This is a genomic window from Bacillus sp. JK62 (assembly GCF_053663455.1).
Map to the genome: position 1 here is coordinate 649241 of NZ_JBSJQA010000002.1, position 23420 is coordinate 672660.

The 23420-nt window shown below is 46.9% G+C and carries 28 protein-coding genes; 27 read left to right on the forward strand and 1 reads right to left on the reverse strand.

All coding sequences use genetic code 11. From position 1 onward, the window contains the following. The first annotated feature begins 81 nt into the window (after positions 1-81). The 24 genes from ACWJJ4_RS08315 to lysA all read left to right on the forward strand — a co-directional run bounded on the left by ACWJJ4_RS08315 (position 82) and on the right by lysA (position 20273). Complete coding sequence (locus ACWJJ4_RS08315; protein WP_003153321.1) at positions 82-1071, forward strand: type I asparaginase; 990 nt, start codon at positions 82-84, stop codon at positions 1069-1071. Positions 1072-1108: 37 nt separating this feature from the next. Further along, on the forward strand, positions 1109-2536 hold the full coding sequence (gene aspA / locus ACWJJ4_RS08320; protein ID WP_003153322.1) for an aspartate ammonia-lyase: 1428 nt from the start codon (positions 1109-1111) through the stop codon (positions 2534-2536). A 141-nt stretch (positions 2537-2677) separates the two neighbouring features. Next, on the forward strand, positions 2678-4084 hold the full coding sequence (gene nhaC / locus ACWJJ4_RS08325) for a Na+/H+ antiporter NhaC (RefSeq protein WP_077722549.1): 1407 nt from the start codon (positions 2678-2680) through the stop codon (positions 4082-4084). A gap of 12 nt (positions 4085-4096) precedes the next feature. Beyond that, positions 4097-5410, forward strand: a complete 1314-nt coding sequence (locus ACWJJ4_RS08330) for an NAD-dependent malic enzyme (protein ID WP_014305342.1) — start codon at positions 4097-4099, stop codon at positions 5408-5410. A 112-nt stretch (positions 5411-5522) separates the two neighbouring features. After that, entirely contained in the window at positions 5523-5813 is a 291-nt protein-coding gene (locus ACWJJ4_RS08335; RefSeq protein ID WP_003153325.1) for a hypothetical protein, read from the forward strand. 58 nt (positions 5814-5871) lie between these two features. Further along, entirely contained in the window at positions 5872-6099 is a 228-nt protein-coding gene (locus ACWJJ4_RS08340) for a hypothetical protein (RefSeq protein ID WP_003153326.1), read from the forward strand. Positions 6100-6175: 76 nt separating this feature from the next. After that, complete coding sequence (spoIIM, locus tag ACWJJ4_RS08345; RefSeq protein WP_007409404.1) at positions 6176-6820, forward strand: stage II sporulation protein M; 645 nt, start codon at positions 6176-6178, stop codon at positions 6818-6820. A gap of 112 nt (positions 6821-6932) precedes the next feature. After that, positions 6933-7382 carry a ferric iron uptake transcriptional regulator gene (gene fur, locus ACWJJ4_RS08350; RefSeq protein WP_003153330.1) on the forward strand — a complete coding sequence of 150 codons (450 nt, stop codon included), beginning with the start codon at positions 6933-6935 and terminating at the stop codon, positions 7380-7382. 114 nt (positions 7383-7496) lie between these two features. Further along, positions 7497-7724 carry a YqzK family protein gene (locus ACWJJ4_RS08355; RefSeq protein WP_003153331.1) on the forward strand — a complete coding sequence of 76 codons (228 nt, stop codon included), beginning with the start codon at positions 7497-7499 and terminating at the stop codon, positions 7722-7724. A gap of 7 nt (positions 7725-7731) precedes the next feature. Beyond that, entirely contained in the window at positions 7732-8622 is an 891-nt protein-coding gene (xerD, locus tag ACWJJ4_RS08360; protein ID WP_012117897.1) for a site-specific tyrosine recombinase XerD, read from the forward strand. 168 nt (positions 8623-8790) lie between these two features. Then, positions 8791-9975, forward strand: coding sequence for a phosphopentomutase (gene deoB / locus ACWJJ4_RS08365; protein WP_317461208.1), 1185 nt, complete (start codon positions 8791-8793; stop codon positions 9973-9975). A gap of 11 nt (positions 9976-9986) precedes the next feature. Then, positions 9987-10805, forward strand: a complete 819-nt coding sequence (locus tag ACWJJ4_RS08370; protein ID WP_003153340.1) for a purine-nucleoside phosphorylase — start codon at positions 9987-9989, stop codon at positions 10803-10805. Positions 10806-10941: 136 nt separating this feature from the next. Beyond that, positions 10942-12111: a D-alanyl-D-alanine carboxypeptidase family protein gene (locus tag ACWJJ4_RS08375; RefSeq protein ID WP_003153342.1), complete on the forward strand. Its 1170-nt coding sequence runs from the start codon at positions 10942-10944 to the stop codon at positions 12109-12111. A gap of 95 nt (positions 12112-12206) precedes the next feature. Further along, positions 12207-12560, forward strand: a complete 354-nt coding sequence (spoIIAA, locus tag ACWJJ4_RS08380) for an anti-sigma F factor antagonist (RefSeq protein ID WP_065180567.1) — start codon at positions 12207-12209, stop codon at positions 12558-12560. Next, complete coding sequence (gene spoIIAB / locus ACWJJ4_RS08385) at positions 12557-12997, forward strand: anti-sigma F factor (RefSeq protein ID WP_454021571.1); 441 nt, start codon at positions 12557-12559, stop codon at positions 12995-12997. Before spoIIAA ends, spoIIAB begins: the two co-directional genes overlap by 4 nt. A gap of 11 nt (positions 12998-13008) precedes the next feature. Next, positions 13009-13776, forward strand: a complete 768-nt coding sequence (gene sigF, locus ACWJJ4_RS08390; protein ID WP_003153348.1) for an RNA polymerase sporulation sigma factor SigF — start codon at positions 13009-13011, stop codon at positions 13774-13776. Positions 13777-13902: 126 nt separating this feature from the next. After that, the gene (locus ACWJJ4_RS08395) at positions 13903-14523 is read left to right on the forward strand and encodes a stage V sporulation protein AA (protein WP_326361058.1); all 621 of its coding nucleotides are present in this window, start codon (positions 13903-13905) and stop codon (positions 14521-14523) included. Further along, on the forward strand, positions 14513-14938 hold the full coding sequence (locus ACWJJ4_RS08400; RefSeq protein ID WP_003153350.1) for a stage V sporulation protein AB: 426 nt from the start codon (positions 14513-14515) through the stop codon (positions 14936-14938). The genes ACWJJ4_RS08395 and ACWJJ4_RS08400 overlap by 11 nt, the downstream gene beginning before the upstream one ends. 12 nt (positions 14939-14950) lie before the next feature. Beyond that, entirely contained in the window at positions 14951-15403 is a 453-nt protein-coding gene (gene spoVAC / locus ACWJJ4_RS08405) for a stage V sporulation protein AC (RefSeq protein ID WP_003153353.1), read from the forward strand. A gap of 11 nt (positions 15404-15414) precedes the next feature. Further along, positions 15415-16431, forward strand: coding sequence for a stage V sporulation protein AD (gene spoVAD / locus ACWJJ4_RS08410; RefSeq protein WP_454021572.1), 1017 nt, complete (start codon positions 15415-15417; stop codon positions 16429-16431). Beyond that, complete coding sequence (gene spoVAE / locus ACWJJ4_RS08415; RefSeq protein ID WP_003153356.1) at positions 16432-16782, forward strand: stage V sporulation protein AE; 351 nt, start codon at positions 16432-16434, stop codon at positions 16780-16782. It abuts the gene before it with no gap. Positions 16783-16785: 3 nt separating this feature from the next. Beyond that, positions 16786-17394 carry a stage V sporulation protein AE gene (locus tag ACWJJ4_RS08420; RefSeq protein ID WP_102422741.1) on the forward strand — a complete coding sequence of 203 codons (609 nt, stop codon included), beginning with the start codon at positions 16786-16788 and terminating at the stop codon, positions 17392-17394. Continuing rightward, positions 17348-18829 carry a spore germination protein gene (locus ACWJJ4_RS08425; RefSeq protein WP_003153360.1) on the forward strand — a complete coding sequence of 494 codons (1482 nt, stop codon included), beginning with the start codon at positions 17348-17350 and terminating at the stop codon, positions 18827-18829. The genes ACWJJ4_RS08420 and ACWJJ4_RS08425 overlap by 47 nt, the downstream gene beginning before the upstream one ends. A 124-nt stretch (positions 18830-18953) precedes the next feature. Further along, positions 18954-20273, forward strand: a complete 1320-nt coding sequence (gene lysA / locus ACWJJ4_RS08430; RefSeq protein WP_014305333.1) for a diaminopimelate decarboxylase — start codon at positions 18954-18956, stop codon at positions 20271-20273. Positions 20274-20317: 44 nt separating this feature from the next. On the opposite strand, the gene ACWJJ4_RS08435 is transcribed toward lysA, so the two are convergent. Then, entirely contained in the window at positions 20318-21217 is a 900-nt protein-coding gene (locus tag ACWJJ4_RS08435) for a DUF1002 domain-containing protein (protein ID WP_003153362.1), read from the reverse strand. 284 nt (positions 21218-21501) lie between these two features. Between ACWJJ4_RS08435 and ACWJJ4_RS08440 the strand changes: the two genes are divergently transcribed. The 3 genes from ACWJJ4_RS08440 (at position 21502) to lepB (ending at position 23230) form a co-directional block, all read left to right on the forward strand. Then, on the forward strand, positions 21502-21933 hold the full coding sequence (locus ACWJJ4_RS08440; RefSeq protein ID WP_003153363.1) for a peptidylprolyl isomerase: 432 nt from the start codon (positions 21502-21504) through the stop codon (positions 21931-21933). Between the two features lie 149 nt (positions 21934-22082). Further along, positions 22083-22574 (forward strand): CcdC protein domain-containing protein, encoded by a 492-nt coding sequence (locus ACWJJ4_RS08445; RefSeq protein WP_070082052.1) that lies wholly within the window; start codon positions 22083-22085, stop codon positions 22572-22574. Positions 22575-22654: 80 nt separating this feature from the next. Continuing rightward, complete coding sequence (gene lepB / locus ACWJJ4_RS08450) at positions 22655-23230, forward strand: signal peptidase I (protein WP_077722543.1); 576 nt, start codon at positions 22655-22657, stop codon at positions 23228-23230. The last annotated feature ends 190 nt before the right edge of the window (positions 23231-23420 follow it).

The following is a 23420-nucleotide window of genomic DNA, read 5'->3' on the forward strand; positions in this document are numbered from 1 at the left end:
CGTCTGTCTATAATTTGATTAAAAGTATGCGAAAAGCGAATGCTTAACACATCTTGAGAAATGGATGAAGAGGTGCAGGGTATGAAAAAATTATTGCTGTTAACAACCGGAGGAACAATCGCCTCAGTCGAAGGAGAAAACGGGCTTGCACCCGGGGTGAAAGCAGACGAATTGTTAACCTACGTATCAAAACTTGATAACGATTACACGATGGAAACCCATTCGTTAATGAACATCGACAGCACAAATATGCAGCCTGAATACTGGGCCGAAATCGCAAATGCTGTCAAAGAAAAATATGACGCATATGACGGGTTCGTCATTACGCACGGGACAGACACAATGGCGTATACATCAGCGGCACTGTCTTATATGCTTCAGCATGCTGATAAACCGATCGTCATTACGGGTTCGCAAATTCCGATTACATTTCAAAAAACCGATGCCAAAAAAAATATCACGGACGCGATCCGCTTCGCATGTGAAGGGGTGGGCGGCGTATACGTCGTATTTGACGGCAGAGTCATTCAAGGCACACGCGCCATTAAATTAAGAACGAAAAGCTATGATGCATTTGAGAGCATTAACTATCCGTATATCGCGTTTATTACCGAAAACGGAATTGAATACAACAAACAAGTGCACATGCCAAAAGACGATGCCTTTACGGTCAATACCTCACTTTGCACGGACGTGTGCCTGCTCAAGCTCCACCCGGGGCTGAAACCGGAAATGTTTGACGCATTAAAGGGCATGTACAAAGGGATCGTCATTGAAAGCTACGGCAGCGGCGGCGTGCCGTTTGAAGGAAGAGACATTCTCGCCAAAGTCAATGAAATGATTGAAAGCGGCATTGTCGTCGTCATTACGACACAATGTCTTGAAGAAGGAGAGGACATGAGCGTCTATGAAGTCGGCCGAAGAGTCAATCAAGATCTCATTATCCGCTCCAGAAATATGAACACGGAAGCCATCGTGCCGAAATTAATGTGGGCGCTCGGCCAGTCTCACAACTTGGCTGAAGTCAAAAACATTATGGAGACACCGATCGCAGACGACGTTGTACTGTAAAAACATGACTACCACAAAGAGAAAGTAGGGTTTTAGCATGACAAACGCGCAAAAAGAATATCGTCAGGAAAAAGATTTCCTCGGAGAAAAACAAATTGAAGCTGATGTGTATTACGGAATACAAACGCTGCGCGCGAAAGAAAACTTTCCGATTACCGGATACCGCATCCACGAAGAAATGATTAATGCGCTCGCCATCGTCAAAAAAGCGGCGGCGCTTGCCAATATGGATGTAAAACGGCTGTATGAAGGAATCGGAAATGCGATTGTCCAGGCCGCAGATGAAATTCTCGAGGGGAAATGGCATGACCAATTCATCGTCGATCCGATCCAAGGGGGAGCCGGAACGTCCATGAACATGAATGCCAACGAAGTAATCGGCAACAGAGCGCTTGAAATCATGGGGCATAAAAAAGGTGAATACATTCACCTCAGCCCGAACACACACGTCAACATGTCACAATCGACGAACGACGTGTTCCCGACGGCAATCCATATTTCCACCTTAAAACTTTTGGATAAGCTCCTTGATACGATGGCGCATATGCTGAGTGTCTTTAAGGATAAAGCGAAACAATTTGATTCTGTCATTAAAATGGGGCGCACACACCTTCAGGACGCTGTGCCGATCCGTCTCGGACAGGAATTTGAAGCATACAGCCGCGTGCTCGAGCGTGACATAAAGCGAATTAAACAATCCCGCCAGCATCTGTATGAAGTCAACATGGGGGCAACGGCCGTAGGTACGGGACTTAACGCCGATCCGCGCTACATAGAACAGGTTGTAAAGCACCTGGCTGACATCAGCGGACTGCCGCTTGTCGGCGCCGGCCATTTGGTTGACGCCACACAAAACACTGATGCGTATACGGAAGTTTCAGCCGCGTTGAAAGTATGCATGATGAACATGTCTAAAATCGCCAACGATCTGCGCTTAATGGCTTCAGGTCCGCGCGCGGGACTTGCGGAAATTTCACTGCCCGCCCGTCAGCCGGGATCATCCATTATGCCTGGGAAAGTCAACCCTGTAATGGCAGAGCTGATCAACCAAATCGCCTTCCAGGTCATCGGGAATGACAATACGATCTGCCTCGCTTCAGAAGCGGGCCAGCTGGAGCTTAACGTAATGGAGCCGGTACTCGTATTTAACCTGCTTCAATCCATCAGCATCATGAATAACGGGTTCCGTTCATTTACCGATCATTGTCTGGCGGGAATTGAAGCCAACGAAAAACGTCTGAAGCAATACGTGGAAAAGAGCGTCGGCGTCATTACAGCGGTCAATCCGCACCTCGGGTATGAAGCGGCTGCGCGAATTGCCCGTGAAGCCATCATGACGGGGCAATCTGTAAGAGATCTCTGCCTTCAAAATGATGTCCTGACAGAAGAAGAATTGGATATCATTTTGAATCCGTATGAAATGACAAAACCGGGGATTGCCGGAAAAGATCTATTAGAAAAATAAATTTTAAAGCAACAACAGCCGCCTTTTCACGTTTTTCAGTGAATAGGCGGTTGCCATACAAAGGGATGAGGCAGTATAGTATAATTTGTTATATCATTTGATGAAAGCGTTTTAGCTTTTTTCTTCTAGGGGGATTTTCTTGTGAAAGAGGTCAGATTGCCAAATTTATTGGAAATTATTATCTTATTATTCGGGTTTTTAGCACTTGTCTTATCGTTCACAGTGTTTTTAGACCTGCCGATCCAGCTAGCTCTATTAATATCCTGGTTTTTCGCTATTATTCTCGGAGTCAGGCTGGGATATTCATATAAAGACTTGCAGGATTCGATTGTCACCGGGATATCAAACGGTCTTGAAGCGGTGTTGATTCTCGTTTCGGTCGGTGCGCTCATCGGGACATGGATTGCCGGCGGTGTTGTGCCGACGTTAATTTATTATGGTTTAGAGTTTATTAATCCTCATATTTTCCTTCTGGCTACACTGGTTATCTGTTCCGTTATGTCCGTTGCGACCGGAACGTCGTGGGGAACCGTGGGAACCGCGGGGATCGCCATGATTGCCATCGGAGAGGGAATGGGTATACCGCTTCCGATCGTAGCGGGAGCCGTTTTGTCCGGCGCTTACTTCGGAGACAAGCTTTCACCGCTGTCTGACAGTACGGTGCTTGCCTCCACGCTTTCTAAGGTGGATGTGCTGTCGCACGTCAGAGCGATGATGTATCTGTCAATTCCGTCCTATATTATTACGGCCATTCTATTTACCGTAACGGGATTTATATACGGCGGAAAAAATATTGATCTCGACAAAGTGGAATTTTTAAAGTCTTCATTGCAGAAAACGTTTGATATTCATATATGGATGCTCATTCCGGCTGTTGTCGTCGTTGTCCTTCTGATTTTGAAAAAGCCGTCTATGCCCGTTATCGTCATCGGTGCTTTGCTTGGCGCAATCTGGGCTTCCGTCTTTCAGGGAATGAATTTTGCCGATGCCATTGCGACTGCTTATAATGGTTTTTCTATTAAAACGGACGTCGAATTTTTAAACGGCCTGTTAAACCGCGGAGGCATTACCGGTATGCTGGATACGTTAGTCGTTATCCTGTTCGGTCTCGGTTTTGGAGGAATTCTTGAGAAGCTCGGCGTATTAAAAGTGATTGTCTCAACTTTTGAGAAAAAGCTGACCACACCGGGAAATGTGACGCTTTCGACATTGATCGTCGCCCTTTTAGGAAACATTTTCGGCTGTGCGATGTACGTGTCATTGATCCTGACGCCGAAAATCATGGAGAACAGTTATGATAAACTGAAACTTGACAGAAGAGTTTTATCCCGGAACGCAGAGGTGGGCGGAACGCTTACTTCAGGGATGGTGCCGTGGTCTGATAACGGCATCTATATGGCCGGCATTCTCGGCGTATCCACATTTTCATATCTGCCGTTCATGTGGCTCAGTTTTGTATCTATCGGACTGGCAATATTGTACGGATACACGGGGAAATTCATTTGGTACACGAAAGAAAAATCCTTGCAATCTCAAAAATTGGGTTAGGAGGTTCATTTCATGATTACAAAGCATATGATTCGGACGTTAATGATTGAAACGCCGACTGTTCCCGGAAATCTCGGAAAAGTGGCAACCGCCATCGGAGTGATGGGCGGAGATATCGGGGAAGTTGAAACCGTTAAAGTCGGCCCGAACTACACAATGCGCAACATCACGGTGCAGGCCGAAAATGAGGAGCAGCTGCAGGAAATCATTCAAGCCATTGAAGCTCTCGGTGAAGGCATCCGGCTTCATACAGTCTCAGATGAAGTGCTCTCTGCTCATGAAGGCGGCAAAATTCAAATGAAAAGCAAAATGCCGATCCGGACATTGGCTGAGCTTGGCCGTGTTTATACACCGGGCGTCGCCGATGTGTGCCGACTGATTGAAAACGAGCCTGAAAAAGCGTCCATCTATACGACAATCAGCAATTCTGTCGCCATTGTCACCGACGGCACGGCGATTCTCGGCCTCGGCAATATCGGTTCTGTCGCCGGAATGCCTGTAATGGAAGGGAAAGCCGCGCTTTTTGACCAGCTGGCGGGTATCAGCGGAATTCCGATTTTGCTTGATACCTCTGATCCGGAAGAAATTATTCGCACGGTAAAACATATTTCTCCGGGGTTCAGCGGAATTCTGCTTGAAGATATCGGTTCGCCTCACTGCTTTGACATTGAAGACCGCCTGAAAGAAGAACTGGATATTCCGGTTATGCACGATGATCAGCACGGCACGGCGGTCGTCACGCTCGCCGCCGCCATTTCCGCTTGTAAAAGCGCCGGTCTTGATTTAAAAGAAGCGAAGGTCGGACAGATCGGTCTCGGCGCGGCAGGCGTCGCCATCTGCCGCATGTTTATGGCATACGGAGTCAAAGCGGTCTGCGGAACGGACAAGTCAGAAGACGCAATGAACCGCCTCGCTCAGTACGGAGGTCAGCCGCTTGGAAGCATCAAAGATTTAATGGACACGTGTGACATTGTGATCAGCACCACCGGAGTTCCGGGTCTCATTAAAAAAGAGGATGTCAGAAAAGGACATGTCATTCTGGCCTTATCTAATCCGAAGCCGGAGATTGAACCGGAAGACGCATTACAAGCCGGAGCCGCTTATGCAGCCGACGGCCGCTCGGTCAATAATGTTCTCGGCTTCCCGGGGATTTTCCGCGGCGCGCTGAACGCCAAAAGCAAGAAAATCGACCATGAAATGCTTGTGGCGGCCGCAGAAGCCATCGCCTCTTGCACAAAACACGGCGATCTCGTGCCTCAGCCTTTGGATGCGGACGTGCATCAGGCCGTATCAGCAGCCGTAGAACGGGCCGCGGCAGGAAAATAAACAACTCTTACAGTACCGGACATGTGCCGGTGCTGTTTTTTTATCATGAATAGGAAGCGGAATTCTTAGGCAGGCTAACAGATAGCAAAAGACGGAATAAAGAGGTGTCGATGTGGATTATTTTCCGCTGATCCATACAAATATTTGGGATGCTGTGATCGGCGTGCCGGTCGTCTTATGCGTTACACAGCTGATCAAAGTGTTCTGCCGGGTTCCGGGCATATTCGTTCCCACGATTGCCCTTGCTGCCGGAAATGTTGTGTCTATCGTTTTCGGTCACCATGAACACGTGTATGCGGGGATTTTTATGGGATTTTTTTACGGATACGCCGCCATGGGGAGCTATTCATCTGCCAAAACGTCTCTGCGCGCTTACCGGTCGAAACATGAGCCGTATTCATGAACACATCGGGATTTTTTTGTTATGATAAAGAAAAGGCAAAAAAAGGAGCGATTGGCACATGGCGAAGAGTAAAACGAAAAAAATGCGGGAGCATCTCAGAAGAAACGGGATGCGTGACGCAGTCTTGTCAAGGGGGACGGCGCCGTCTTTCAGCACCCATGAAAGAGTGACGAAAACCAAAAAAGACAGGCTTGAAAGAATAAAGCATAAAAAAAGGAACCCCTATGATCACCGGAGTGATGACGGGGGTTCTTTTTTTATGCCCGAATCTCGCGCCTTTCTATGATTTCTCTGTCATGTTTTCTCTTTTCTTTCATACAATCTACTAAATCAAGTCAATAGATTAGCGGGAGGAAAGCGGTATGAGAAAACAATCGTACAAAGAACTGTTTTTTCGCCATGTAAAGGATCATCTGTCACTTTATATATTTGTGTTCGTCTTGTTTTTGATGGGGGTCATTTTCGGGGCGATCATCGTCAACAGCATGACCATCACGCAGAAAGAAGATTTGTATTACTATTTAAGCAAGTTTTTCGGACAGCTGTCTGACGGGAAACATGCCGGCGCTTCAGAAATGTTTTGGCAGGCCGTCTTTCATGATGTAAAATATTTGGGGCTGATGTGGATCCTCGGTATTTCTGTGATCGGTCTTCCGGTTATTTTCATTATGGTGTTTTTAAAAGGAATCGTCGTCGGCTTCACGGTCGGTTTTTTAGTGAATCAAATGGGGATGAACGGGTTTTTCCTGTCATTTATTTCGGTTCTGCCGCAAAACATCGTTCTCATTCCGGCATATCTTATCATGGGGACATGCTCCATCGCTTTTTCACTGAAACTGATCCGGCAGCTGTTTGTCAAACGCAGCCTTCATGACGCGCCGATCCAATGGTTCGGACGTTACGCCTTCGTACTGATTCTCATCGTTTTCTTCTCGGTCATCGCTTCGCTGCTCGAAGCGTACGTGTCTCCGCTGTTTATGGAAAAGCTGTCTTCACGCATATTTTAGAATGATTATCACAAAATAATACTTTTATTTATCAGTTTATAATAATTATAGTTGGAACTCTGCGCGTATTTTGTTATAATGAGTCATGGAATGCGGCGTAGGAGGGAAAGACATGGAAAACCGTATTGATCGAATTAAAAAGCAGCTGCACTCGTCAAGTTACAAGCTTACGCCACAGCGGGAAGCAACGGTAAGAGTGCTGCTTGAAAACGAAGAAGACCATTTAAGCGCAGAAGATGTATACCTCCTCGTAAAAGAGAAATCTCCTGAAATTGGTCTCGCTACAGTATATCGTACATTAGAATTATTAACAGAATTAAAAGTCGTTGATAAAATTAACTTCGGGGACGGCGTATCCCGCTACGACCTTCGCAAAGAAGGCGCGGCTCACTTTCATCACCATTTGGTGTGCATGGAGTGCGGAGCCGTCGATGAAATTGAAGAAGATCTGCTTGAAGACGTTGAAGAAGTGATTGAACGTGATTGGAAATTTAAAATTAAAGATCATAGATTGACTTTTCACGGAATCTGCCACCGCTGCCGCGGGGATGAAACAGAGTAAAAGCCTATGAACCTTTTCTGCCAGGAAAGGGTTTTTTGCTGTTTTTATGTATAAAAGCCTTTGAAATTGGCATAAGGTGTACTAACAGCCGCCAAAGAAAGGGTCGATCGAAAGATGGGCAGATTCCTGAAAACAGCCGCGGATACGATCAAAGTGTTTATTCTGTTCACAGGTTTTACCGCGCTGTTCTATTATGCTATGATATGGGTGAATTCAGAGTATGAAAACTATCATCGGTACGATAAACCGGAAGGCTCCGCCGTCAAAGTGGCCAAAACGGAACATGAGGAGAAAGACGGCTGGTTCGGCCGATTGATCTTTTTTTACCAAAACGGGGAGTAGATCAAGAGTGAAGGATCAAATTAAGGATTTCATCCATTATGTGAGGGTTGAAAGAGGGCTGTCCCAAAATACGATGATGTCCTATGAGCGTGATCTGAAAAGTTATTCTCTCTTCTTAACTGAAACCCTTCAGATCACTTCATGGAATGATGTGACCCGTCTTCATATTATTCAATATTTAAAGCATATAAAGGACTCCGGGAAATCCGGCAAGACGTCTGCCAGGCATTTGGCGTCGATCCGGTCTTTTCATCAATTTCTGTTAAGGGAAAAAGCCGCGGATAAAGATCCTTCGGTACATATTGAAACACAAAAAACAGAGCGGACGCTTCCGAAAGTATTGGCGCTTCACGAAGTTGAGCGGTTATTGGACACGCCTAAGCTTGACAGCCCGTTCGGTCTCAGGGATAAAGCCATGCTTGAACTGCTGTACGCAACCGGCATCAGGGTCAGCGAGATGATCGAGCTGAAATTATCCGACGTCCATTTGACGATGGGATTCGTCCGCTGCTTCGGAAAAGGGCGGAAAGAGCGGATTGTGCCGATTGGTGAAGCCGCTTCCCATGCGATAGAAGCATACATTGAAAAAGCCAGAGGGAAATTATTAAAGAAAAACGTAACCGAAGCGCTTTTTCTGAATCATCACGGCAGGCAGATCAGCCGTCAGGGATTCTGGAAAAACCTGAAAAAAATCGCCCTTGAAGCGGGGATTAAAAAAGAGCTGACACCGCATACGCTCCGGCACTCTTTTGCAACGCACCTGCTTGAAAACGGCGCGGATCTGCGCGCCGTGCAGGAGATGCTCGGACATGCCGATATTTCCACGACGCAAATTTATACGCATGTGACGAAAACAAGGCTGAAGGACGTGTACAAACAGTATCATCCGCGCGCTTAGGAGCCGCTGCCGGATTGGCGGCGGCTTTTTTTGCCGGATTGGCGGAATACAGAGAAGGTTCTAATTATTTGAATCGGCATTGTCAACAAGAATGTAAACGGTTTATACTTGAGTTGTCTGACCTCTGTAAGCTACAATGGACAGATGGAAGAAAAGGAGGCTTTTATGATGTCTGAATACAAATATAACCGGGTATTTTTGATCGTAATGGATTCTGTCGGAATCGGTGAAGCGCCGGACGCCGCCGATTTTAATGATATAGGCGCAAATACGCTCGGACACATCGCAGAGCACATGAACGGCTTACATATGCCCCATATGGCGCAGCTCGGTCTCGGACTGATCGGAGACATTAAGGGCGTGGAAAAAACGGAGCACCCTCTTGCGTACTACGGAAAAATGCAGGAGGCGTCAAACGGGAAAGATACGATGACGGGGCACTGGGAGATTATGGGCCTCTACATTGAAAAACCGTTTAAAGTGTTCCCGGAAGGATTTCCGGATGAACTTCTTCAGGAACTTGAGCGGCGTTCAGGACGGAAAATCATCGGAAATAAGCCGGCTTCAGGCACGGCGATTCTGGACGAGCTCGGAAAAGAACATATGGAAACGGGTGCGCTGATCGTTTATACATCAGCAGATTCCGTGCTGCAGATTGCGGCTCACGAAGATGTCGTTCCGCTGGAAGAGCTGTACAGCATCTGTGAAACGGCCAGAGAACTGACGCTTGATCCGAAGTACATGGTCGGCCGGATTATCGCAAGACCGTTCGTCGGCGAACCGGGCAGCTTCAAACGCACGCCGAACCGTCATGATTATGCGCTCAAACCGTTCGGCCGCACGGTAATGAACGGAATGAAAGACAGCGGATTAGACGTCATTTCCATCGGCAAAATTTCTGATATTTATGACGGAGAAGGCATTACATCTTCCCGCCGCACGGTATCTAATATGGATGGCATGGACAAAGTGATTGAAACGCTCGGTGAAGAGTTTACGGGCCTGAGCTTTGCCAACCTCGTTGATTTTGACGCGCTGTACGGACACCGCCGCGATCCGGAAGGGTACGGAAAAGCGCTTGAGGAATTCGATGCGAGGCTTCCGGAAGTGTTTGGAAAAATGAAAGAAGACGATCTGCTGATCATCACTGCGGATCACGGCAATGATCCTGTCCATCACGGCACGGATCACACGCGGGAGTATGTGCCGCTTCTTGTTTACAGCAAAAAGCACAAACACACTGAACAGCTGCCGCTTGCGGATACATTTGCCGATATCGGCGCAACCATTGCGGATAATTTCAAAACGGAAAAGCCGGAATACGGAAAAAGCTTTTTATCAAGATTACAGTAGGGGGACTTTTTTTGAAACAAAAGATCGAACGTGCTGCTGCATTTATTAAAGAACACGTGAAAGAAACACCAAAGATCGGTCTGATTTTAGGATCAGGGCTCGGCGTATTGGCCGATGAAATTGAAGGAGCTGTCAAGCTTACATATGAAACGATCCCTGATTTTCCGGTCTCAACGGTAGAAGGCCATGCCGGCCAGCTTGTGATGGGAACGCTTGAAGGCGTGCAGGTCATCGCGATGCAGGGCCGCTTTCATTACTATGAAGGCTACTCAATGGATCAGGTCACATTCCCAGTCCGCGTGATGAAAGCGCTCGGCGTTGAATCTCTCGTCGTGACGAATGCAGCCGGCGGTATCAACACTGAATTCCGCGCCGGCGATCTGATGATTATTACAGACCATATCAACTTTACAGGCACCAACCCGTTAATCGGGCCGAACGAAGCTGAATTCGGAGCGAGATTCCCGGACATGTCAGAAGCCTATGACAAAGAGCTGTCAAGCTTGGCTGAAAAAACGGCCGATGAGCTGGGCATTCCTGTTCAAAAAGGTGTGTATACAGCTGTTACGGGGCCGTCTTACGAAACGCCTGCTGAGGTTCGGTTTTTAAGAACGATGGGGTCTGACGCTGTCGGCATGTCGACCGTGCCGGAAGTCATCGTCGCCAACCACGCGGGGATGCGCGTGCTCGGCATCTCATGCATTTCCAACGCGGCGGCGGGTATTCTTGACCAGCCGTTATCCCATGAAGAAGTAATGGAAATGACGGAAAAAGTAAAAGGCGGCTTTTTGAAGCTTGTAAAAGCCGTAGTCGCACGATCTCAAAAATAAGTCAGCATAAGTCAGCTGTTTCTTCGGAAGCAGCTGTTTTTTTGTGCCCTCAACACGAAACATTTTCCAGATGAGGCGTATAAAACCACCGGATTTGGAAAAAATAAAAAGGATTATGAAATGGAGGGCTTTGGAGATGAAACGTCTTATATCCACTTTGTTGATTGGCATTTTATTAACAGCATCAGCACCGTCTGCTTTTGCAAAGCCGGACGGAAAACATACATCGGAGCTCGCTCATGAAGCCAAAAGCGCCGTGCTGATTGAACGCGATACGGGAAGCATTCTTTATAACAAGAACAGCCGGGAGCGTCTGGCGCCGGCAAGCATGACAAAAATCATGACCATGCTTTTAATCATGGAAGCGCTTGACAAAGGGAAAATAAAGATGAGCGATAAAGTCAGGACGAGTGAACACGCCGCGTCCATGGGCGGATCACAGATTTTCCTTGAACCCGGAGAAGAAATGACGGTAAAAGAAATGCTCAAAGGAATTGCGATAGCTTCCGGAAATGACGCATCTGTCGCAATGGCGGAGTATATCGCCGGTTCAGAAGAGGATTTCGTCAGCCGGATGAACAAAAAAGCAAAAGAATTGGGATTGAAAGATACCTCCTTCAAAAACCCGACGGGACTGCCTGAAAAAGACCATTACAGCTCTGCTTATGACATGGCGAAAATGGCGAAGGAATTATTAAAGTACGATAAAATCACTCAATTTACGGGAACGTATGAGGATTATTTAAGAGAAAATACAGACAAAAAGTTCTGGCTCGTCAATACAAACCGGCTGATCAAATTTTACCCGGGTGTAGACGGCGTGAAGACGGGCTTTACAGGCGAAGCGAAGTATTGTTTAACCGCCACCGCTAAAAAAGGAAATATGAGGGTCATCGCTGTCGTTTTCGGAGCCAGCACCCCGAAAGAAAGAAACGCCCAAGTGACCAAAATGCTTGATTACGCCTTCAGCCAGTTCAAAACACACCCGCTGTACAAACGGAATCAAATCGTCGGAACGGTAAAAGTGAAAAAAGGAAAACAGAAACTGATCAAGCTGACCACATCTGAGCCGATCTCTCTTCTGGCCAAAAAGGGAGAGAACATGGACAAAGTAAAAAAAGAAGTGAAAATCAACGGCAATGTAACGGCTCCGGTTAAAAAAGGAGAGGTGCTCGGCAGCCTCGTTCTGAAAAAAGACGGAAAGGTGCTCGTTGAAAGCCCGGTCACGGCAAAAGACGACATGGAAAAAGCGGGTTTTCTCACTTTTCTGAAGCGGACGATGGGAGATTGGACAAAATTTAAATAATCGTGGCGAACGGGCACTAGTTTTGTCATAGTGAAGGAATTGCTTTCCCAAAAATCGAAACACTCATTATCCGATCATATCAAGGAGGAATGAGCATGAGCCTTGGAATTGACTTTCATGTCAAAGAATCCGTGCTTTGTATTCGATTAACAGGTGAACTCGACCATCATACGGCAGAATCATTAAAACAAAGGGTTACTGAATCTCTGGAGGCTGACGGCATCCGTCACATTGTGCTGAACCTTGAAGATCTTACCTTCATGGACAGCTCGGGCCTCGGCGTGATTTTAGGGCGTTATAAACAAATTAAACAGCTCGGCGGAGAAATGGTCGTGTGCGCGATTTCGCCAGCGGTGAGACGTCTGTTTGACATGTCCGGCCTGTTTAAAATCATCAGGTTCGAACAATCGGAACAAAAAGCGCTTTTAACGTTGGGGGTGGCATCATGAAAAACGAGATGCATCTTGAATTTTCAGCCCTCAGTCAGAACGAATCGTTTGCGCGCGTAACGGTTGCTTCTTTTATCGTGCAGCTCGACCCGACGATGGATGAGCTTACGGAAATCAAGACCGTCGTATCAGAAGCGGTAACAAACGCAATCATCCACGGCTATGAAGAAAACTGCGACGGAAAGGTGTACATCTCCGTTACGCTGGAGGATCATGTCGTCTATTTGACCATACGTGACGAAGGCCTCGGGATCACGGATCTTGAGGAAGCGCGCCAGCCGCTCTTTACGACAAAACCCGAGCTTGAGCGCTCCGGTATGGGCTTTACCATTATGGAAAACTTCATGGATGATGTCACGATTGATTCTTCGCCGGAGATGGGAACGACGATACGCTTAACAAAACACCTATCAAAAAGCAAAGCGCTTTGTAATTAAGGAGATTTGTTATGGATGTGGAGGTTAAGAAAAACAGCAAAAACGCGCAGCTCAAGGACCATGAAGTCAAAGAATTAATCAAAAAGAGCCAAGAGGGCGACCAGCAGGCAAGAGACCTCCTCATAGAAAAAAACATGCGTCTTGTGTGGTCCGTCGTTCAAAGGTTTTTAAACAGAGGCTATGAGCCGGACGATCTGTTTCAGATCGGCTGTATCGGATTATTAAAATCCGTTGATAAATTCGATTTGTCCTATGATGTCCGTTTTTCAACTTATGCCGTGCCGATGATTATCGGAGAAATCCAGCGCTTCATCCGCGATGACGGAACCGTCAAAGTATCAAGATCTTTAAAAGAGCTCGGCAATAAAATACGCCGGGCGAAAGATGAACTGTCAAAAACATACGGAAGAGTGCCGACCGTCCAGGAAATTGCGGATCATTTAGAAATTGATGCGGAGGATGTGGTGCTTGCGCAGGAAGCGGTGCGGGCGCCTTCATCCATTCATGAGACCGTGTATGAAAATGACGGAGACCCGATCACCCTGCTTGATCAGATCGCTGATCATTCAGAAGAGAAGTGGTTTGACAAAATCGCCCTCAAGGAAGCGATCAGTGATTTGGAAGAACGGGAAAAACTCATTGTCTATCTGAGATATTATAAAGATCAGACACAGTCGGAAGTAGCCGAACGGCTCGGGATTTCCCAAGTCCAGGTATCGAGGCTGGAGAAAAAAATATTAAAGCAGATTAAAGTGCAGATGGATCATACGGAAAGCTGACCTTTTACGGGCCGGCTTTTTTTATTTGTGCATCGGTGGTAATTTATGGTCTTTTGCCGCTGATGAATGAGAACAAAAGTGAACCACATACTACATATATAACCACCCGAAAGATGGTGATGCAAGATGGAAAGACGAATATTTCTCAGACTTCGCCACCGCGTGAAGGCTCATACCGGAGATATCATCACAGTCGGCGACGCCGCGCAGATTGCGGGACAGCAAAAGCTGAAAAAAAAACTGTCGGCACTGCCGCTGTATAAGGTCACGAAAAAAGACAAAAATATCGTCGTGCTGGACATCATAAAAGTGCTGAAAACCATTCATACCGCTTGTCCCGCGCTTGATGTACAGACCGTCGGCGGCGCTGAAACGATAGTGGAAATCCATTACCAGAAAAAGCAGCTGTCAGCCGTTTTATTCGTCGGTGTCTGGCTCCTGCTTTTTATCGGTTCATGTCTTGCCATTATGAATTTTCATGAAGATGTCAGTATGAGAGAAGTTCATATCGCCTTATATGAAATCATAACGGGCGAACGGAATGAATATCCGTATCTGCTTCAAATTCCATACAGCATCGGCCTCGGTCTCGGAATGATCGTCTTTTTTAATCACATCTTCAAAAAACGCCTGAATGAAGAGCCAAGCCCGCTGGAAGTCGAAATGTTTAATTATCAGCTTGATCTCGATCATTATGTCGCAATGCACGAAAATGAAGAGACGATGAAAGATCTGCATGATCGTTAGCATTCTTTTCGTTATATTTGTCGGGCTTGGCGGAGGGCTGACCGTGGGCGCGGGCTTTGTGGCTTTTTTAACCGTTATGGGAATCGTCCCCCGCCTTATGCAGCTGACAAAAACAATGCGCTTTGTACAGGCCTACGAAGGAGCTGTTATTTCAGGAGCTGTGTTCGGCGGCTGGGAAACCTTAAATATGAATCATTTTTTTTTATCTGAATGGCTGGCCGTTCCGGTCGGGCTTTTGGCCGGCATGTTTATCGGCATGCTGGCCGCAGCGCTTACAGAAGTGCTGAATGTGCTTCCCATTCTTGCCAAACGGATCGGCTTCGGCAGCAAAATCATCATATTGCTGATGGCCATTGTGTTCGGCAAAATAGCCGGCTCTTTATTTCATTGGCTGTATTTTATCCATCATTCATAAGGAGGAACCGACGTGACAAACTTAAAAGAAAATTACAAAACAAAAGTGAAAGACTATCAGCCGAAACCGCCATATGTTTGGAATTGCGTCAAAGCCTTTCTGATCGGCGGTTTGATCTGTCTGATCGGGCAGGCTCTTCAAGACTTTTACATCCACTTTTTTAATTTTAATGAAAAAACAGCGGGCAACCCGACGGCCGCCACTCTTATTTTAATTTCCGCTCTTTTGACCGGATTCGGCATTTATGACAGACTCGGGCAGTTTGCCGGAGCGGGTTCAGCCGTGCCGGTGACGGGTTTTGCAAACAGTATGACAAGCGCGGCTCTGGAACACAGAAGTGAAGGACTCGTGCTCGGAGTAGCGACAAACATGTTTAAATTGGCGGGAAACGTCATTGTATTCGGCGTCGTGGCAGCCTATATCGTAGGCCTGATACGGTTTGCTTGTGAAAAACTGTTTTCGTAGGAGGAGAAAAAATGAAATTAACCGGAAAGCAAACCTGGGTGTTTGAAAACCCGTTATTTGTAAATGCGGCGGGGACGGCAGCCGGACCGAAAGAAAAAGACGGCCCGCTCGGTTCGCTGTTTGATAAGACATACGATGAAATGCATTGCAATCAGAAAAACTGGGAAATGGCGGAACGTCAGTTAATGGAAGATGCCATCAACTCAGCTTTGCAAAAACAGAATTTGAAAAAGAGCGATATTGATTTGTTACTCGCGGGGGATCTTTTAAATCAAAATGTGACCGCCAACTACGTCGCCAGACATCTGAAAATCCCGTTCCTCTGTCTGTTCGGCGCCTGTTCGACATCAATGGAAACGATTGCCGTCGCATCCGCGCTCATTGACGGCGGTTTTGCGAACCGGGCGATCGCAGCCACGAGCAGCCATAACGCGACCGCAGAACGGCAATTTCGCAATCCGACGGAATATGGCGGGCAAAAACCGGATACCGCCACTTCGACGGTCACGGGGGGCGGGGCGGTCATCATCAGCCAAAACCCTTCTGATATCAAGATTACAAGCGCAACAGTGGGAAAAGTAAGCGACCTCGGAATAACAGATCCGTTCGATATGGGATCCGCCATGGCGCCAGCTGCCGCCGACACAATCAAACAGCACCTGCAGGACTTAAACCGCACGGCGGATGATTATGATCTGATTTTAACGGGAGACCTTTCAGGCGTCGGCTCGCCGATCGTGAAAGATTTGCTCAAAGAAGAAGGCTATCCCGTCGGAACGAAACACGATGACTGCGGTCTTCTCATCTATACGCCGGACCAGCAGGTGTTTGCGGGCGGAAGCGGCTGCGCCTGCTCCGCGCTTGTTACGTACACACATATTTTTAATCAATTAAAATCAGGGGCTCTGAACAGGGTGTTCGTTGTCGCGACAGGAGCGCTTTTAAGTCCGACAATGATCCAGCAGAAAGAAACCATTCCGACCATCGCGCACGGTGTGGTATTTGAGCGGGCGGGAGGTGCATCATAAATGGAATATCTGTTGGCTTTTGTTTGCGGGGGAATCATATGCATTATCGGTCAGCTGCTGCTTGACATTTTTAAACTGACACCCGCCCATGTGATGACAACTTTTGTCGTCATCGGCGCCTTGTTGGATGGGTTCGGAATATATGACAAATTTATCGAATTTGCAGGTGCGGGCGCGACGGTTCCCATCGTCAGCTTCGGTCACAGCTTATTGCACGGCGCCATGCATCAAGCTCACGAGCATGGATTTATCGGGATCGCCATGGGGATTTTTGAACTTACTTCCGCCGGTATATCTTCAGCGATTTTATTCGCATTTCTTGTAGCCATTATTTTTAAACCGAAAGGATAATGCCTGATGACGAAACGGAAGGTCATTCTTGTGACAGACGGGGACGTATACGCCGCCAAAACAATTGAATATGCCGCGGAAAAAGCAGGCGGACGGTGTATTTCCCAATCAAAGGGCAATCCGTCAACCAGAAGCGGCCCCGAACTTGTTCAGCTGATTAAAGCCGCGCCGAATGACCCGGTGTTTGTCATGTTTGACGATTCAGGCCTGCAAGGGGAAGGGCCGGGCGAAACGGCGCTGAAATATGTCGCCTCACATCAGGACATTGAAGTGCTGGGGGTGATTGCGGTCGCTTCTAAGACCCATCAGGCTGAATGGACGAAAGTCGATGTCTCCATTGACCGTGATGGAGAAGTGACGGAGTACGGCGTCGATAAAACCGGAATGAGAGAAATGGACGAGCACAGAATGAACGGAGATACGGTGTATTGTCTGGATAAATTGGACGTTCCCCTCATTGTGGGCATCGGCGACATAGGAAAGATGGGGAGAAAAGATGACATATCCAAAGGCTCGCCGATTACGATGAAGGCGGTCGAATTCATTTTAGAAAGGAGCGAAAGCCATGCCGGAAAAACCGGAAAATATGATCAAGGTATACCGGGATCCTAGAAAAAATGAACAATTTTTTAAAGACCGCGTCGGTATGGGAACGAGCTATGATGTCGGCGTCCGCAAAGTTCGAGTATTAGACCGGGAAGTCCAGATTTACTTTGTCAACGGATTAACCGATACTTTGTTTATCATTCATTTAATGGAACAGCTCGTCGACGTTAATAATTATGACGAGAATGCGGATGAAGCGATTGACGTTGTTGAAAACAGGCTTGTCAATCAGCAGGTCCAAAAAGTCAAAACGCTCGACGAAGCAACAGATCAAGTGCTTTCCGGACTTGTGGCCGTTATCGTTGAAGACGCGGGCTTCGCCTTTATCGTTGACGTCAGAAGTTACCCCGGACGCACACCGGAAGAACCGGATACGGAAAAGGTCGTCCGCGGGGCAAGAGACGGTTTTATCGAAAATATCGTTATTAATACAGCATTGATCAGAAGACGAATCAGGGACGAAAGGCTCCGCGTCAAAATTACGAAAGTCGGCGAGCGCTCTAAGACCGATCTTGCCATTGTGTATATAGAAGACATCGCAGATCCGGACCTTGTCAGCATCGTCGAAAACGAAGTGAATGCGATTGACATTGACGGATTGACGATGTCTGATAAAACGGTGGAAGAATTCATCGTCAAACAGGGCTACAACCCGTTTCCGATGGTCAGATACACGGAGCGGCCGGATGTGGCCGCCAATCACATTTTGGAAGGGCACGTCATCATTGTCGTTGATACGTCACCGAGCGTGATCATAACGCCGACAACGATTTTTCACCATGTTCAGCATGCGGAAGAATACAGGCAGGCGCCTTCAGTGGGAACATTTTTAAGATGGATCAGGTTCTTCGGTATTATCGCTTCAACGGTTCTGCTTCCGATCTGGTTCCTCTTTGTTCTTGAACCGTCTCTTCTGCCTGAAAGATTGGATTTTATCGGTTTAAATAAAAATACGCATATCCCGATCATTCTGCAAATCTTTTTGGCCGATTTGGGGATTGAGTTTCTCAGGATGGCCGCGATCCATACGCCGACCGCTTTATCCACCGCCATGGGTCTGATTGCGGCGGTGCTGATCGGTCAAATCGCCATAGCGGTGGGGCTGTTTTCAGCAGAAGTGATTCTGTACGTATCGATCGCCGCCATCGGATCATTTACCACGCCGAGCTATGAGCTCAGCCTCGCCAATAAAATGATACGCCTCATCTTAATGGTGCTCGTGGCCATTTTCCAAGTGAAAGGCTTTGTGATAGGCTTTACATTGCTGCTGATCATAATGGCGAATATCCGCTCGTTTCATACGCCGTATTTATGGCCGTTTTTACCGTTTAACGGCAAGGCGCTGTGGCAGGTGCTCGTCCGGACGACAGTGCCGGGAGCGAAAGTCAGACCGAGCATTGTTCACCCGAAAGACCGTCAAAGACAGCCAAGCGGTTCATAATCGCATTGAAACCGACAGAAGATTATGATATTGTATGTCTTAACTTATACGGGACTTGTATAAGGACAGCTCAAAAGAAGCTGTCCTTTTCACCCATAGGCGGATCAGAAAGAGGGAATGAGCATTGTTCTTACATGGCACAAGCAGACAAAACAAACTAGGTCATTTGGAAATCGGAGGTGTGGACGCGCTGTATTTAGCGGAGCATTACGGCACGCCTCTTTATGTTTACGATGTGGCTTTAATACGTGAGCGCGCTAAAAGCTTTAAACAGGCATTCATTGACGCGGATTTAAAGGCGCAGGTCGCGTACGCGAGCAAGGCGTTTTCTTCCGTTGCGATGATACAGCTTGCTGAGCAGGAGGGGCTCTCATTGGACGTTGTATCCGGCGGAGAGCTGTTCACGGCGGTTGCGGCTGGTTTTCCGGCTGACAGGATTCATTTTCACGGCAACAACAAAAGCAAAGAAGAGTTGAAAATGGCGCTCGATCATCAAATCGGCTGCATCGTCGTTGATAATTTTTATGAAATATCCTTACTCGCGGAACTGTGCCGCAAATCAGGGCGCACAATGGATGTGCTTCTGCGGATCACTCCGGGGGTAGAGGCGCATACGCATGATTATATTACGACGGGACAGGAAGATTCCAAATTCGGTTTTGATCTGCATAACGGGCAAATAGAAAAGGCGATTGAACAAGTATTGCAGTCAGACCATATCCGGCTTCTCGGCGTTCACTGCCACATCGGATCGCAAATTTTTGATACGGCGGGCTTTGTGCTGGCCGCAGAAAAAATCTTCGCAAAACTGAATGAATGGAGAGAATCATTCGGCTTTGTCTCTGAAGTGCTGAATTTAGGGGGCGGCTTCGGCATCCGCTACACGGAAGAGGATGAACCCCTTCATCCCGCCGTTTATGTGGAAAAAATTATCGAAGCGGTAAAAGAAAACGCAGCGCTGCACGCTTTTGACATTCCGGAGATCTGGATTGAACCGGGACGCTCGCTCGTCGGAGACGCCGGAACGACGCTTTATACCATCGGTTCGCAAAAAGAAGTGCCCGGCACCCGTAAATATGCAGCGGTTGACGGGGGCATGAGCGATAATATCCGTCCTGCGCTGTATCAGGCGAAATATGAAGCCGTATCGGCAAACAGAATCGGAGAACACCACGACAAAACGGTATCCATCGCGGGTAAGTGCTGTGAAAGCGGGGATATGCTCATTTGGGATATAGACCTTCCGGAAGTGAAAGAAGGCGATCTTCTCGCCGTTTTCTGCACGGGAGCATACGGGTACAGCATGGCTAACAACTACAACCGCATTCCGCGTCCCGCCGTCGTTTTTGTGGAAGACGGCGAAGCGCATCTTGTCATTAGAAGAGAAACTTATGAAGACATTGTAAAACTGGATCTGCCGTTTAAGACGGGGGTCAAACAATAAATGAAAAAGAGACCGGAACAATGGCGTCCGGTCTCTTTTTGCGTTCAGCTGTCAGAACTTGATCCGCTGTCTCCTGTAAATACAGACACGATCGCATTCCAAATCGAAGCGAAGAAATCAATAACTTTTTGAACAAAGCTTTTGCCTTCATCGGATTGAATGAACTTCGTGATTTTGTCTTTTGCCTTATCGAGCTGGCTGCCGACTTGGCCCCAATCAATCTTTGCATTTTTCATTTTATTAAACAATGAAACAAGCTGGTCTTTTTGAGCGTCAGTCAGTGTAATATTAAGGTTTGAAGCCGCATCATCGACCTTTTTCTCGATTCCTTCTTTTGTATCGGGCACACCGTTTTTCGCGAAATCATCTTTAATGTTTGCGATAAGCGCGGAGGCGTTTTTATCCCCGATTTTATCCCCGAGATTTGAAGTGGTGACAAGCTCTTGGTTGGCGACTTGTTTTACATCTTCTGAAATTGCTTTGTCTGATGAGACTTCATATGCCTTGATGATTCCCGTTAATGCTGCGGTGCCTGATACCTCAAACGGCGCCGTCACGTATACTTTCGCATCTTTCACTCCTGCTGTCATCAGGGCGTTTAAGTACATTTCATCCGTAATGGAATCGATATTATGGGTCTTAACGTCAAGCCCGGACCCTTTCTTAGCCACCGTGATGGATGACGAAGAGATGGCTCTTGTGCCGATTTGGGCGTTCGATATATATTTTCCCAGATATTCATGTTCTTCTTTATTTGTGACCGTCACTTTTGTCGCGTTATCAGGGACATTTAATTCGTCAAGCACTTTCTGACGGTTTTCGTTTGACAGATCCGCCCCCAGTGTGACGATGACATCTCCGACTGCGGCATCGGCCAGGCTGATTTTCGGTATTGTGCACAATACAACGGCCGCCGCCAGCAATCCAATCCACATTTTTTTCAAAGCGGTTAACCTCCTTCTTTTCACAAATGCCGTTTTGAAGCGGTTTGTGAGGACCTGCGTGAAGCAGTTCCGATACATAGACGGCTGTGAAGCTGTTCTGGTTTCATTTTCTTTCTGCGGAAGCGGGGAGATTCGTTTTCCGGCTGAAGGTGTGGTATAATAGCCGCGAAAAGAAGAGCAGAGGCCTCTTCCTTCAAAAGAATATCAAAAAGAAAGCCGGCTTACAATTGAAATTCATATTGAAGAAGGCTTTGACAAAAAACAATACGGAAGTAGGAATGAGAATGAAAACTGGTTACATCGAAATGGAAAACGGCAGCAGAATCGAATTTGAACTTTATCCGAATGAAGCGCCTAATACAGTCGCTAACTTTGAAAATCTGGCGAATACGGGCTTTTATGACGGCGTTATTTTCCACCGCGTGATTCCGGGCTTTGTCAGCCAAGGCGGAGATCCGACTGGGACAGGCATGGGCGGAAGCGGAAAAACGATCAAATGTGAAACAGAAGGCAATCCGCATAAACACGAAGCCGGTTCTTTATCAATGGCGCATGCCGGTAAAGACACGGGTTCAAGCCAATTCTTCATCGTACATGAGCCGCAGCCGCATTTAAACGGCGTTCATACTGTATTCGGAAAAGTGACAAGCGGTTTAGAGCATGCGAAAAACATGTCTAACGGAGACAAAATGAAAGAAATCCGTGTAGAAGGATAATGACAGAAAACCCGCCTTTTTCAGGCGGGTTTTTTTATGTATATGAAAATTCTCATGTGTAAATCATGAAAAAATACATATATGAACATCGGCGATCATTCTGGTATAGTGAAAAAGACCGATTACAACAATGAAAAGAGGTAGAAACGTTGGTTCAATTGGCAACCGTTTTATTTGTCATTATCATTCTCGCACTTATGATTTGGTTCAGGGTGAAAAAGGGAAACAGGCCGATTAAAGGCGGCGGCTTCGGCATCATTCTCCCGCTTTTGATTATCGCCGTCATTTTCACATTCAGTATCAGCCAGCTCATGAATATCCCGGGAAAGCCGTTTCATTTTCCCGCTCTTTGGGAGCTCGCCATCGCCGGACTGTTAGGCGCGGTATTCGGTGTCATCATGCTGTCGCAAACCGCCTATGAAATCCGGGAAGACGGCTTTGTCTACTCCAAGCGGAATAAAAACTTTAAATATGTCATTATCGCGATTATTGCGATCCGTATCGCGCTCAGCCAATATTTCAAAAACATTGACGCGGCGGAATTCGCCGTTTTAACGATGGAGCTTGCTTTTGTGTATTTGTGCATTTGGCGGATCGGAAGCTTCGTGAAATACCGTAAAATCAGCAGATCCGGCTTATAAAATGAAAAAAATGGATGGGGTGCGGGGCTTATTTGCCCTCTGTGCAGGGATTCATGGTAAAATAAAAACGACCATGGCTAATGGGAGGAAATCACTTGAAATCAGAAAAAGAAAAAACTTCTAAAAAAAGCACCGTACTTGATTGGGCGAAAGCCATTATCATCGCTGTCGTTCTGGCACTGCTCATCCGAAACTTTTTATTTGCCCCTTATCTCGTTGATGGAAGATCAATGGATCCGACGCTGCATGACCGCGAGAGAATCTTTGTGAATATGACGGTCAAATACATAAGCGACTTCAAACGCGGCCAGATCGTCGTGCTGAACGGAGAAAATGAGCACTATGTCAAACGGATTATCGGACTTCCCGGCGACACGGTGCAAATGAAAAACGATCAGCTGTATATCAACGGCAAAAAAGTGTCCGAACCGTATTTAGCGGCAAACAAGAACAAGGCGAAGCAAGACGGCTATGACCGGCTGACAGAAGACTTCGGCCCGGTGAAAGTGCCGGACGACAAATATTTCGTCATGGGTGATAACCGCAGAGAATCTATGGACAGCCGCAACGGCCTCGGTCTTTTTACGAAAAAACAAATAGCGGGCACATCAAAATTCGTCTTCTTCCCGTTTAACGAAATTCGCAAGACGAAATAAACCGTACAGGCAGTTTTCTTCATGAGAAAACTGCTTTTTTTATATAAATTTATCTCTCCACCCTCAAAAACAGAACATAAATTCGTATATCTATTTAATAGATAGAAAGTTTTACAGATACATGAAACATCTTCCCTTTATGAAACGTTATATGAATAACTCACGCAGGGAAGAACGGTTTTCTATTCAT